Annotated in this window: 11 protein-coding genes; 3 read left to right on the top strand and 8 right to left on the bottom strand. The window is 31.6% G+C overall.

The window, feature by feature from the left end; genetic code table 11:
* Window positions 1–11: 11 nt before the first annotated feature.
* From ACFSSB_RS02420 to ACFSSB_RS02435, 4 genes are all read right to left on the bottom strand, one after another.
* A complete protein-coding gene (locus ACFSSB_RS02420) occupies window positions 12–2,228 on the bottom strand; it encodes a RelA/SpoT family protein (RefSeq protein WP_379900580.1) in 2,217 nt (738 codons plus the stop codon).
* A 77-nt stretch (window positions 2,229–2,305) separates the two neighbouring features.
* Window positions 2,306–3,538, bottom strand: coding sequence for a M48 family metallopeptidase (locus tag ACFSSB_RS02425; protein ID WP_379900773.1), 1,233 nt, complete (start codon window positions 3,536–3,538; stop codon window positions 2,306–2,308).
* 81 nt (window positions 3,539–3,619) lie between these two features.
* Entirely contained in the window at window positions 3,620–3,934 is a 315-nt protein-coding gene (locus ACFSSB_RS02430; protein WP_379900582.1) for a GIY-YIG nuclease family protein, read from the bottom strand.
* A gap of 125 nt (window positions 3,935–4,059) precedes the next feature.
* Window positions 4,060–4,860 (bottom strand): TrmH family RNA methyltransferase, encoded by an 801-nt coding sequence (locus ACFSSB_RS02435; RefSeq protein ID WP_379900584.1) that lies wholly within the window; start codon window positions 4,858–4,860, stop codon window positions 4,060–4,062.
* A 282-nt stretch (window positions 4,861–5,142) separates the two neighbouring features.
* Between ACFSSB_RS02435 and ACFSSB_RS02440 the strand changes: the two genes are divergently transcribed.
* Entirely contained in the window at window positions 5,143–5,946 is an 804-nt protein-coding gene (locus ACFSSB_RS02440) for a DUF6503 family protein (protein WP_379900586.1), read from the top strand.
* A gap of 121 nt (window positions 5,947–6,067) precedes the next feature.
* Here the strand turns inward: ACFSSB_RS02440 and ACFSSB_RS02445 are convergent, their stop codons facing one another.
* Window positions 6,068–7,135, bottom strand: a complete 1,068-nt coding sequence (locus tag ACFSSB_RS02445; RefSeq protein ID WP_379900588.1) for a DUF3810 domain-containing protein — start codon at window positions 7,133–7,135, stop codon at window positions 6,068–6,070.
* A 108-nt stretch (window positions 7,136–7,243) separates the two neighbouring features.
* Between ACFSSB_RS02445 and ACFSSB_RS02450 the strand changes: the two genes are divergently transcribed.
* Window positions 7,244–8,704 carry an aminoacyl-histidine dipeptidase gene (locus tag ACFSSB_RS02450; RefSeq protein ID WP_379900590.1) on the top strand — a complete coding sequence of 487 codons (1,461 nt, stop codon included), beginning with the start codon at window positions 7,244–7,246 and terminating at the stop codon, window positions 8,702–8,704.
* 65 nt (window positions 8,705–8,769) lie between these two features.
* Here ACFSSB_RS02450 and ACFSSB_RS02455 read toward each other — a convergent pair whose 3' ends face one another.
* Genes ACFSSB_RS02455 through ACFSSB_RS02465 form a run of 3 tightly spaced genes read right to left on the bottom strand, consistent with a single transcriptional unit; the run spans window position 8,770 to window position 11,531 of the window.
* Window positions 8,770–9,951, bottom strand: coding sequence for a peptidylprolyl isomerase (locus tag ACFSSB_RS02455; protein WP_379900592.1), 1,182 nt, complete (start codon window positions 9,949–9,951; stop codon window positions 8,770–8,772).
* 22 nt (window positions 9,952–9,973) lie between these two features.
* On the bottom strand, window positions 9,974–10,519 hold the full coding sequence (gldI, locus tag ACFSSB_RS02460; RefSeq protein WP_379900594.1) for a gliding motility-associated peptidyl-prolyl isomerase GldI: 546 nt from the start codon (window positions 10,517–10,519) through the stop codon (window positions 9,974–9,976).
* The gene (locus tag ACFSSB_RS02465) at window positions 10,512–11,531 is read right to left on the bottom strand and encodes a DHH family phosphoesterase (protein WP_379900596.1); all 1,020 of its coding nucleotides are present in this window, start codon (window positions 11,529–11,531) and stop codon (window positions 10,512–10,514) included. The genes gldI and ACFSSB_RS02465 overlap by 8 nt, the downstream gene beginning before the upstream one ends.
* Window positions 11,532–11,619: 88 nt before the next feature.
* On the opposite strand from ACFSSB_RS02465, the gene ACFSSB_RS02470 reads away from it, so the two are divergent.
* On the top strand, window positions 11,620–12,039 hold the full coding sequence (locus ACFSSB_RS02470) for a nucleoside-diphosphate kinase (RefSeq protein ID WP_215968300.1): 420 nt from the start codon (window positions 11,620–11,622) through the stop codon (window positions 12,037–12,039).
* The last annotated feature ends 82 nt before the right edge of the window (window positions 12,040–12,121 follow it).

A 12,121-nucleotide genomic window follows, 5' to 3' on the forward strand; every position in this document is an offset into this window, starting at 1 on the left:
ATTTACACTTTTTATACTCTTCTAACCTTATCAATTCCATTAATTTTTTTAAGGTTATTCATAAGTTTTGTTAATAAGTTTTTGTTTTTTACTACTACATTGATTTTTCCGGAAAAAATTCCGTCATCACTATGAAAGCTAATACTTTTCATATTTACATGCATATTTGCAGAAATCAATTTAGTAATATCGTTTACTAAGCCTAAATTATCGATACCTGAAAGTATGAGTTGTGCTGAAAATTCTTGCTGACTAGAGTCAATCCATTTTGCAGATAAAATTCTGTATGCATAGTTAGACTGTAGGCTAACCGCATTAGGACAGTTCTTTTTGTGTACTTTAATTCCTTCGTTAACGGTTAAAAATCCAAAAACAGGATCTCCAGGAATAGGGTTACAGCAGACAGCTAATTTATAATCTAGTTTTTCTTCTTCTTTACCAAAAACAAGTAAATCATACTTGTTGGTTATTTCATCTTTTTCAAGCTCTTCTTTGCTTAAAGTAGCTTTTCTTGATATTTTATTTTTTAAATAACTTACCAATGCATTGCTTCTAGAAGCAGCATATTCTTTAAGCATGATGTTATCTATAGCACCAGAACCTACGCGAAAAAATAAATCTAAACTTGTTTTAAGTTTAAAATGATTTACCATTTCGTTAATAGAATTTTCATTTAAAGTTATTTTAAGCTGTTTTAATTTACGTCTTAAAATTTCTTTTCCTTCTTCTGCTACTAATTTAGTGCTTTCTTTTAAAGCCGTTTTTATTTTGCTTCTAGCTCTTGCTGTGGTTGCATAATCTAGCCAGTTGGCATTTGGTTTTGCGCTTTCTGATGTTAATATATCTACCTGATCACCACTTTTTAGTTCGTGACTTAAAGGAACTAGTTTACCATTTACTTTTGCTCCTCTAGTTTTCATACCAACTTCTGTATGAATATTAAAAGCAAAATCTAAAGGTGTTGCTCCTTTTGGTAAGGATTTTAAATCTCCTTTTGGTGTAAAAACAAAAATTTCTTTAGAGTAGAGGTTGAGTTTAAACTGCTCAACAAAGTCTACTGCATTTGCGCCATGATTTTCTAAAGCCTCTTGCAGTTTGTTAATCCAAGTGTCTAAACTATCATCTTCTTTATCTTCTTTGTTTTTGTATTTGTAGTGCGCAGCATATCCTTTTTCTGCAATTTCATTCATACGTTCACTACGTACTTGTACTTCTACCCAGCGTCCTTTAGGACCCATTACAGTAATGTGTAGAGCTTCGTAACCTGTAGATTTAGGTGATGAAATCCAATCACGAAGACGTGTAGGATTGGGTCTAAAATGGTCTGTTACTATAGAGTATATTTTCCATGCTAGAAATTTTTCGTTTGCAGCATCACTTTTATAAATAATACGAACCGCAAATTTATCATACACTTCATCAAAAGAAACCCCTTGATTTACCATTTTTCTTCGAATAGAAAAAATAGACTTAGGTCTTCCTTTTATTTCGTAATTAAGATTTTCTTTATCTAGTGAATTTTTTATAACATCATTAAACTCTTTAATATATAAATCTTGCTCTTCTTTGCTTTCTTTCATTTTGTGCAAAATGTCATTATATACCTCTGGTTCGGTATATTTTAAGCCAAGATCTTCAAGTTCTGTTTTTATGTTGTATAGTCCAATTCTGTGAGCTAAAGGAGCGTAAATGTATAAGGTTTCGCTTGCAATTTTTACTTGCTTGTCTGCACGCATAGACTCCATAGTTTGCATATTATGCAACCTATCTGCTATTTTAATAATGATAACACGAACGTCATCATTAAGTGTGAGTAACATTTTACGAAAGTTTTCTGCCTGCAAAGACACATCCATATCTTTTTTAAGCGAAGAAATTTTTGTGAGTCCGTCTACAATTCTTGCAACGGTTTCACCAAAAAGTTGTTCTATATCTTGAATGGAGTAATCTTCATTATCTTCTACCACATCATGAAGCAAAGCAGCAGCAATAGAGGTTGCGTCTAGTCCGATTTCTTGGGCTACAATTTTAGCAACAGCTATTGGGTGAAAAATATATGCTTCACCAGATTTTCTGCGTTGTTCTTTGTGTGCATCTACAGCGACTTCAAAGGCTTTTCTAATTAGCTTTTTATCTTCGGTAGAAAGCGTTCTATAACTAACCTTTAATAGTTCTTTATATGCCTTGGTAATTGCTGCGTTTTCTTGTTCTATTTCTACATCTGTCATAAGTATTAAAAATACTATAAAGAAAATTAATGTACAACCCTTTTTAGTTTAAAATTTTAGAAAGTTAATAGGAAGAATTATTTTCTCAAATTCTTAATTCTTTCTAATAAGGTAGGATGCGAATAATGCATAAATACATAGGCTTTATGCGGAGTTAAATTGCTTAAGCTGTTTTTAGATAGCTTTTTTAAGGAAGTAATTAAAGGCTCTGCTTTGTAGGTTATTTTAGCATAATCATCTGCTTGATATTCAAACTTTCTTGAAAACCAGTTCATTAGTAGTCCTGTGATTTCGGAAAGCGGACTATATAAAATACCAAAAGCTATTAAGCCAATATGAAAACTAGGTTTTTCTACACCTAAAGCTTGTGATAGTATTGGTTTTGAAATAAATAAAGAAAGTATAAAAAGTGTAAAACCTGTTATTAGAATAGAAGCTGCTAAATTAAATATAATGTGTTTCTTTTTGTAATGACCAACCTCATGGGCAAGTACAGCAACTATTTCTTCTTCTTCTAAATCGTTTATTAAAGTATCATAAAGTGTAACGCGTTTTTCACTACCAAATCCGGAGAAATAGGCATTTGCTTTGGTGCTTCTTTTAGAGCCATCAATAACAAAAATTTTGTCTAAAGTAAAGCCAACGGTTTTGGCGTAGGCCGAAATTTTTTCACGTAATGTGCCGTTTTCTAAAGGTGTTTGTTTGTTAAATAAGGGTACAATTAGTTTGGCGTAAAACATATTTATAAAAACTGTAAATACAGTAACCAAAGCCCAAGTATACAACCAAAAGTGTTTTCCTGTGGTTTGATAAAACCAAATAATTGCAGCAAGAATGATACTACCCAGAAAAGCCATCATAAACCATCCTTTTAGTTTGTCTAACCAAAAAGTTTTTTTTGTGGTTTTGTTGAACCCGAATTTTTCTTCAATAACAAATGTTTTGTAATAGTTAAAAGGTGTGGTAAGAATATCACTACCTATCATTATAATACCAAAGAAAATTAATGCAATTATAATGGAGTTTTCGGTATAGCTTCTAGCTATGTTGTCTATTGCTTCAAAACCATCAAAAATTAAAAAACCAAGGGTTAATATCATAGAGAAGGAGGAAGTTAAAATACCAAACTTGTAATTGGTTGTTTTGTACTCTTGTGATTTTTTATATTCGGTAGCATCATAAACATCCTGTAGTTCTTGAGGTACTTTGTCTTTAAAGTGTTTAGCGTTTAGTGCATCTAAAATTTTATCTACTATAAAATCTAGTATTAAAATGGTTAATATAATGTAGAATAGTGTAGTAGGTGTCATATAAAAAATGAAAGGAAATTTCAAATTAATAATTTCTGTAAAAATAGTAACTATTTGTCATACTGAGCGCAGTCGAAGTGCTTATTTACCTTTGTATTTGTAATGTGTAGCATTTCTACATTCGGATAAGATTTGTAGCCTGTTATAATCCCCATTTATTAATGCTTCTTTTTTAGCTCGAGTCCATTTTTTAATTTTCTTTTCAAAATAAATTGCTTGTAAAACATCATTAAAAGATTCATGGAATTGAATTTCTAAAGGCCTTCTTTTAAAAGTGTAGCAATCGCGATATTTACCAAAAACATGCTCTTTATAGCGTTTGTCTAAATTATTTGTTATTCCAGTATAATAGGAATTATCAGAGCATTTTAGAATGTAAACATAGTAGAAATACATTTTTAATTTAGATTTAGATGGCCTTCGACTGCGCTCAGGCTGACATTTTTCTAAAAAATTAAAAAACTAAAAACCAAAAGTACGTTATTGGATTTTGTTATTTGTGTTTTGATTTTTGCAAAATTTTAAAGGAAATTTCGTTGTCTTTTCGCTTCAAAAATTAGTATTCCTGCGGCAACAGAAACATTCATAGAGTCAATTTCGCCTTGCATTGGTATTTTAATGTTTTGTTTAGAGGCTTTTCTCCAGGCTTCACTTAAACCAACGGCTTCTGTGCCAACCACAATAGCCGAAGCTTTTGTGTAATCTTGCTCATGATAGTTAACCGCTTCTTGTAAAATAGCACTATAAATAGCAATATTGTTTTGCTTTAAGAAACTAATAATTTCTTCGGTAGTTCCTGTGCCTATTTTATTGGTAAAAACACAGCCAACACTAGAGCGAATAATATTAGGGTTATACAAGTCTGTTTTAGGGTTTGCAATTATTACAGCATCTACATTGGCAGCATCTGCAGTACGTAAAATAGCACCAATATTTCCTGGTTTTTCAGGAGCTTCAGCAATTAAAAGCAACGGATTTGGTATGTTGAATTTTAGGTTATCCATACTATGCTGTTTGGCTTTTGCTATTGCAATAATGCCTTCTGTAGTGCTTCTGTAGGCTAATTTCTGGTAGACTTCTTTAGATACTTCAATAATTTCAGTATTAGAAATTGGTAATTCGTTTAGTTGTTCTTTAGTGAAAAGATCTGGATAAAAAAGTATGGTTTCTAAGGTATACTTTCCTTTTAACGCTAAAGAAATTTCACGTTCGCCTTCAATTAAAAACAACCCAGACTTCTTTCTGTTTTTAGATTTATCTTTTAAAAGTACCAGCTCTTTTATGTAAGAATTTTGTGTGCTTGTTATTTGTTTGAACGCCATTAAATTACCTGTGTTTATAGATGCAAAGTTACGTTATTATGAAACAAAAATTAAAGTAAATAGCTAGTTTAATACAGCTGTAGCTGAAAAATGACGTGGAGCTATCTATAGGTTTCTAAGTAAAAGCTTAGTAAAACCAAAAAGTATAGTAAAATTGTTAACGAATAGAGGTAGACGTTAAAATTAAGTTATAAAAACTTTTATTTTTCGGAAGCTTTTTATGTAATGACTATGTTTACATTTCGACAAAACCAAAAACCAAAAACCAAAAAAAATCAATTAATGAAAAATTACATTTTTGCCATTACGTTATTATTTGCTTTTTCGGCATGTAAACAAAACACAAAAACAGAAGAAGCTACAGAAAGTGTAGAAGAAGTAATAGTTGAAACTCCAGCAGTTAGCTATCCAGAAAACCTTACTAAAGTATTTGATGCACATGGTGGAATTGATACTTGGAAATCCATGAAATCCTTAATTTTTACAATGGAAAAGCCTGACGGAAAAGAAGTGATTACCACCAACTTAATGTCTAGAGAAGCCTTAGTAGATAACTCAAAAGAGAGCATAGGTTTTGATGGTGAAAAAGCATGGTTTTTAAATAAAACCGAAGGAGAATACAACGGGAAAATGGCAAAATTTAAATACAACTTAATGTTTTATTTCTATGCAATGCCTTTTATCTTGTCGGATGACGGAATTAACTATGCAGAAGCAGAACCTTTAGTTTTTGAAGGTGTTACTTACCCAGGAATACAGGTAACTTATGATGCAGGAGTTGGTGAAACACCAGAAGATCGTTACGTGTTATATTACAACCCAACAACCTACCAAATGGAATGGTTAGGCTATACCGTTTCTTTTGTACCAGGAATAGATAAAAAAGAATTACACTTTAGAAGATATAGTAATTGGCAAAAAGTAAACGGTCTATTATTACCTAAAACAAGTGTAAATTATGGTTTTAAAGACGACAAACCAACAGAAGTTACAAAGAGCACCGATTTTATAGATGTTCAAATTACAAAAACAGCTTTACCATCTAGTACATTTGCAAAACCTGAAAAAGGAGAATTTGTAAATTAATACCTATTATAATTAAAAAAAAGCGAGCAGGAATTAATTCTTGCTCGCTTTTTTTATACGTAAAATTTAATCCCCTGAATATTTTAGATTAAAATAGATTCTGGTGTCTCTTTTTATTGGTTTAAAGTGTTTTACTGTTGTAATAGTTTACCAATAAGGCAACTACGTAACTATAGCTTTCCATGCCTCCTTCTTGCTTATTGGCTTTTAAATAATTAGAATATACGGTTTCAAAAATAGGCTCTGTAATGTTTTCGTAGCTTTTCCAGAACGCTTGTGTTTCTTGGTAGTTTTTTAAAATACCAGGATTTATACTAACTAATAATTCTTGGTAAAGCAAAGGATCTCTTCTATAAACCTCCAAGAGGCAATGCTTTAAGCCAAAGGTGAATCCGGAATAGTTAAAATAAATATCTTTATTGTTTGTAGCAGCTAAAAAACCTATAAAATTGGCTTCGTTTTCTGCTGCATAGCCTAATTGATGCGCTACTTCATGTGATGCTGTTGTAGGAAACTTGTATTTAGGGATTAATCCATCTACTTGTGCTTCATTAGTCATTGGGTTTAAATAACCCGAAAAGCCCATATATGTAAGTGGTATACTAAAAAGTGATTTTTTAATGCTTTTTGTGTGATAAGCTAAATGTGGAAAGTCTTTTTCTAAAGCAGTATATCCATCAGGTACTTGCTTTAATATTTGTGTTTTACCATAAGGTATAACCACTTTTAGCGTGTCGTTTTTTGTAATTTGAAAATGTAATGTATTCGATTTTTCAATTAATTGTTTTGTTACCTTAATAAGTTGTTGCGTAGTATAATCTGCTTGTAAGTTTAAGTTATGGTGTAAAGGCAACCTGTGGTAATTCATTCCCCAAAATAAATGAAAAGCAAAATAGATAATAGATACAGCAGCTAAAATATCTATCAACCAATTTTTAGTGTCTTTAATAATTCTTCTTCTGTTTTTAAGTAACCATCTAATGATATAGATAATAGAAAAAGCATAAAATAAATCGCCAAAAGAAAAAGGAATCCATCCTAAAGTGAATCTAAAAATATTTGAAATTATAGGATACAAACCATTACTATAATATTGCTCTACAAATTCAGGATACTTAGAAAGTATTCTAACGATGAAGTATAGCGGAAGTATAGCAAAAGCAATATAAGGTTTTGGGTTTTTTAGCATATTTCAAAAGTAAACAAATGTTTGTAATACTTTATGTATAGGTTTTAAAAACTGGCAAGGTTTCTAGTAAGACTATTTGTATCTTTGCACTTTAAATAAAACATACAAATGAATTCAGAAATAAGACAATTAGAGCCAAAACAACTTTGGAACAAGTTTGCAGACCTAAATGCAGTGCCACGAGCATCAAAAAAAGAAGAACGTGTTATAGCGTTTATGAAAGACTTTGGTAGCAAATTAGGTTTAGAAACTATAGAAGATGAAGTTGGTAATGTAATTATAAAAAAACCTGCAACTGCAGGAATGGAAGACAGAGTAACCATTGTAATGCAGTCGCATTTAGATATGGTACACCAAAAAAACAACGATACAGATTTTGATTTTGATACACAAGGAATTGAAATGTATGTTGATGGTGATTGGGTTAGAGCAAAAGGAACCACATTAGGAGCAGATAATGGTTTAGGTGTTGCTACTATTATGGCTATTTTAGAAAGTACCGATATTGCACATCCTGCAATTGAAGCTTTGTTTACTATTGATGAAGAAACAGGAATGACAGGTGCTATGGGATTAAAAGGAGGTTTGCTAGAAGGCGGAATCTTATTAAACCTAGATACCGAAGAAGATGATGAAATTGGTGTTGGTTGTGCAGGAGGAATTGATATTACTGCAACAAGAACTTATGCAGAAGAAGAAACTCCAGAATTTAAAATAGGTTTTGCTGTTACAGTTAATGGTTTGCAAGGAGGTCACTCTGGAATGCAAATTCATGAAGGTTTAGGTAATGCCAACAAAATCATGAATCGTGTATTGTTTGATGGTTTTGAAAACTTTGGTTTACGTATTTCTGAAATTGATGGAGGTAGCTTACGTAATGCAATACCAAGAGAAAGTAAAGCTATAGTTGCTATTGATGCTGTTCATGAAGCTGCTTTTATAGCTGAAATGGAAGAAATGGAAAAAACCATTAAAACCGAATTAAAAACTATGGAACCGGATTTAAAGATTACGGTTTCTAAAATAGATACACCAGAAACGATAATGGATCTTGGTGTGCAAGAAGGAGTAACTCGTGCTATTTATGCTGCTTGTAATGGTGTATACAGAATGAGTGCAGATATTGAAGGTTTAGTAGAAACATCAAACAATATTGCAAGAGTAATTATAAAAGATGGTGCTATTAAAATAGGATGTTTAACACGTAGCTCTGTTGAAAGTTCTAAAATAGATTTAGCAAATACGCTTCGTGCAACTTTTGAACTTACAGGTTGTGAGGTAGAGCTTTCTGGAGATTATCCTGGTTGGGCACCTAATATGGATTCTTCTATACTAAAAGTATTAGATGGTTTATATGAAAAACTGAATGGTGAAAAAGCACATGTTGCTGCTTGTCATGCAGGATTAGAATGTGGTATTTTAGGAAGTAATTATCCAGGTATGGAAATGATTAGTTTTGGACCTACCATTAAAGGAGCACATTCTCCAGATGAGAGAGCAAGTATTTCTTCTGCTCAAAAATACTGGAAGTTTGTTTTAGAGATTTTAAAAGAGATACCTAAAAAGTAAACCTTATAATAGAAATAAAAAAAGCAGCTCTTAGAGCTGCTTTTTTTATACAAAGTAATGTAAAATTACTTTTGAATTTCCATGATTTCTAAATCAAAAATTAAGTTGGTGTTTGGTGGTATTGGTCCCATTCCGTTAGCACCATATCCTAAGTAACTAGGTATAAAAACGTGTGCTTTATCTCCAACATTCATATTAAGCATTGCTTCTCTAAATCCTGGAACAAGAGTAGCAGTTTCGTTATAAATCATTGCAAATGGTTTGTAGCCATTTTGTTTGTCACGAGACTCGTTGTATTGGTCGTTTTCTTTAGCAACACTAGCCCAACTAGTATCAAACAATCTGCCATCTTCAAAATAACCAGCGTAATTAATTAATACTTTATCTGTAGAAGTTGGTTTTACTCCGTTTTTAGCTTCATTAATAATCATAACTAGACCAGTAGGTGATTCTTTAACAGTACCTTCTAAATCTTTATTTTTATCTAAGAAATTTTTAGTAGCAAGTTTTGCTTCTTCTTTAAGTTTTGCTTCTGCTTCTTCTTTTAATTCTTTATTTCTTTCAGCTATTTTAGGCAATTCTTCCGTGTAAACTTTAGGAGCATTAAACGCTTTTGCAGCTTTTCCTTTTCTAATAATATTTAGTTCGTTAATAACTACATCTTCTACAGGTTTGTTGCTTGGTTTTTGTGTTTCAACGTTAGAGATAGTGTCTTGTACGTCTAAACCTAAAACAATTTCACCAAAAACAGCATGGCAACCAATTCTAGGGTTGTCACATTTTTTTAGGTTTCCTTGTGCATCAAAAGCATCTAAATTAGGAGTAGCAACTTCTGTAATAAAAAACTGACTACCATTTGTGTTAGCACCAGAATTAGCCATAGATAAAATTCCTGGTTTGTTGTGTCTTAATTCTACATTAAACTCATCTGTAAATTTATAACCAGGATCACCAGTTCCTGTTCCTGTAGGGTCTCCTCCTTGAATCATAAACTTGTCTATAACTCTGTGAAAAATAATACCATTATAGTATCTTTTTCCTTTTAAAGAGTCTGTAACATTTGGGTGTGTTCCTTCTGCAAGAGCTACAAAATTTGCAACAGTAACAGGTGCTTTTTCAAAATATAACTTAGCAACCATAGTACCTTTGTTGGTTATAAATTCTGCATAAAGGCCATCTTCAAGGTCAGGATATTTGTCTTGACAAGAAGTAGCACTTAACAAAAGAGCTAGAATAAAAATTTTCATAGTTTGTTTTAAAAAATTCATTTTAATTAGATTGGTTTTGAGTTATTGAATTTACGGTAACTTCGCATATTAGCGGTACGTTTGTACCTATTTTATTGTTGTCTCCATAATAACCATAGGCTTTAGGAGAAGGAAAAAGAAAGGTAACCGTTTCACCAGATTTCATAAGTTTTAAACCTTCACGTAATCCTGTGAATAGTTCTTGCTTATCCATAGCGTAGTTTTGGGTTTTTAATTCTTTTTTAGAATAGATAAGGTTTCCGTTTAACGATTTTACATTGTAATTAAAGTTTACAATGTCACCAAAATTAGGCTTTGTTAAACTGTCTTCTATTTTTGTGTTGTAATAATACCAAAAACCACTTTGAGAAGTGATGTAGTTTCTTTCTGGGTTTTTGTTCATTATAGCTTCAATACTAGTTTGTTCTCTAGCATAAAGTTCTTTGTTTCGTTCTACAGACTTTTTAATAAAAGATCCTGATGTAGCAGAAACAGGTTTTCTTGCCTCTGGTGATTTACAAGAAGCTAGTAATAATAAGGTACAAGGTATAATTAAAAACTTATTCATTGTTTAAAGCTTTTTTATAGCTTGGTAATATACTAATAAAATTTTCAACGGTTTTATTTAAATCGAAATCACTTTTTCCTCCAGCTGCATTTGTATGTCCTCCTCCAGAAAAATGTGCTCTTGAAAATTCATTTACAGAAAAATCACCTTTAGAACGAAGCGATATTTTAATGATATTTTGTTTATGGTCTTCAATAAAAATAGCGGCAAAGATGATATTTTCTAAAGAAAGTGCATAGTTAACAAAGCCTTCGGTATCTCCTTTTTTAAAATCAAAACGATTTAATTCTTCTTGAGTAAGTGTTATATATGCTGTTCTGTATTCTGGTAAAACTTTTAAATTACTCAAGGCACAGCCTAATAGTTGTAGTCGGTTGTAGCTATTGGTGTCATGTACAGCATTATGTATTTTATCGTTTTCTGCACCTTTATCTATTAAGTCTGCAATTACTTTATGCGTTGTAGAGGTAGTTGAAGAAAACCTAAAAGAGCCTGTGTCTGTCATGATTCCTGTATATAAACATGTAGCTATATTAGCGTCTATTTTATCTACATCATTTAACATAGCAATAAAATTATATACCATTTCGCAGGTAGAACTCATGCTTACATCGCTATACGTATATAATGCATAATCGTCTGGTTGCTGGTGATGGTCTATCATTATTTTTACAGCTTCACTTTTTTCTAGAATGGTTTCCATGTTTCCAGTTCTATTTAAAGCATTAAAATCTAAAGTAAAAATAATTTCAGCCGCATTAATTAAACTTTCGCTTTCTTCGGTTTGCATGTCATATTTTAAAACCGTGTCTTCGCTTGGCATCCATTTTAAAAATTCGGGATAATCATTAGGAGCAATAACGCGTACTTGGTGCTTATATTTTAAAAGATAAAAATATAAACCTAAAGTAGAGCCAATAGCATCTCCATCAGGATTTTTATGTGGAACAATCACAATTTTTTTAGGCGATTGTAAAAGTGTTTTTATGTTGGTAATATCTTGTTTTTTCATAGGAAGCGAAGATACAATTTTTTAATATTGGATTATATGGTTTTTAAGAAGAAATACATTACTTTTGCCAAAAATTTAAAATAAAAAAATGGCAACAAATAGAACATTTACAATGCTTAAACCAGATTCTGTTGAAAAAGGGAATATTGGTGCAATTTTAGAAAAAATTACAGCTTCAGGATTTAGAATTGTAGCTATGAAATTAACACAAATGACCACTGCAGATGCGCAAGCATTTTATGCAATACACAGCGAACGTCCTTTCTTTGGGGAGTTAGTAGAGTATATGACACGTGGACCAATTGTAGCTGCAATCTTAGAAAAAGACAATGCCGTAGAAGACTTTAGAACTTTAATTGGCGCTACTAATCCTGCAGATGCAGCAGAAGGTACTATACGTAAATTGTATGCAGCTTCTATAGGTGAAAATGCTGTTCACGGAAGTGATAGTGATGAAAATGCAGCTATTGAAGGTGCTTTTCATTTTTCTGGAAGAGAAATGTTCTAGAACATCTAAAATATCAAATATTAAAAGCCTGCTATTTGCAGGCTTTTTTTGTTTCTATTGCTAAGGTGCAACACAATTAAAA

This window comes from Lacinutrix gracilariae, assembly GCF_042684485.1.
Taxonomy (GTDB): domain Bacteria; phylum Bacteroidota; class Bacteroidia; order Flavobacteriales; family Flavobacteriaceae; genus Oceanihabitans; species Oceanihabitans gracilariae.

Excerpts from the sequence above, each read along its gene's own strand:
- ACFSSB_RS02440 (WP_379900586.1), top strand. The coding sequence starts at position 5,143 with ATGAAAAATTACATTTTTGCCATTACGTTATTATTTGCTTTTTCGGCA.
- ACFSSB_RS02435 (WP_379900584.1), bottom strand. The coding sequence starts at position 4,860 with ATGGCGTTCAAACAAATAACAAGCACACAAAATTCTTACATAAAAGAG.
- ACFSSB_RS02445 (WP_379900588.1), bottom strand. The coding sequence starts at position 7,135 with ATGCTAAAAAACCCAAAACCTTATATTGCTTTTGCTATACTTCCGCTA.
- ACFSSB_RS02430 (WP_379900582.1), bottom strand. The coding sequence starts at position 3,934 with ATGTATTTCTACTATGTTTACATTCTAAAATGCTCTGATAATTCCTAT.
- ACFSSB_RS02455 (WP_379900592.1), bottom strand. The coding sequence starts at position 9,951 with ATGAAAATTTTTATTCTAGCTCTTTTGTTAAGTGCTACTTCTTGTCAA.
- ACFSSB_RS02470 (WP_215968300.1), top strand. The coding sequence starts at position 11,620 with ATGGCAACAAATAGAACATTTACAATGCTTAAACCAGATTCTGTTGAA.
- ACFSSB_RS02420 (WP_379900580.1), bottom strand. The coding sequence starts at position 2,228 with ATGACAGATGTAGAAATAGAACAAGAAAACGCAGCAATTACCAAGGCA.
- gldI (WP_379900594.1), bottom strand. The coding sequence starts at position 10,519 with ATGAATAAGTTTTTAATTATACCTTGTACCTTATTATTACTAGCTTCT.
- ACFSSB_RS02425 (WP_379900773.1), bottom strand. The coding sequence starts at position 3,538 with ATGACACCTACTACACTATTCTACATTATATTAACCATTTTAATACTA.
- ACFSSB_RS02465 (WP_379900596.1), bottom strand. The coding sequence starts at position 11,531 with ATGAAAAAACAAGATATTACCAACATAAAAACACTTTTACAATCGCCT.
- ACFSSB_RS02450 (WP_379900590.1), top strand. The coding sequence starts at position 7,244 with ATGAATTCAGAAATAAGACAATTAGAGCCAAAACAACTTTGGAACAAG.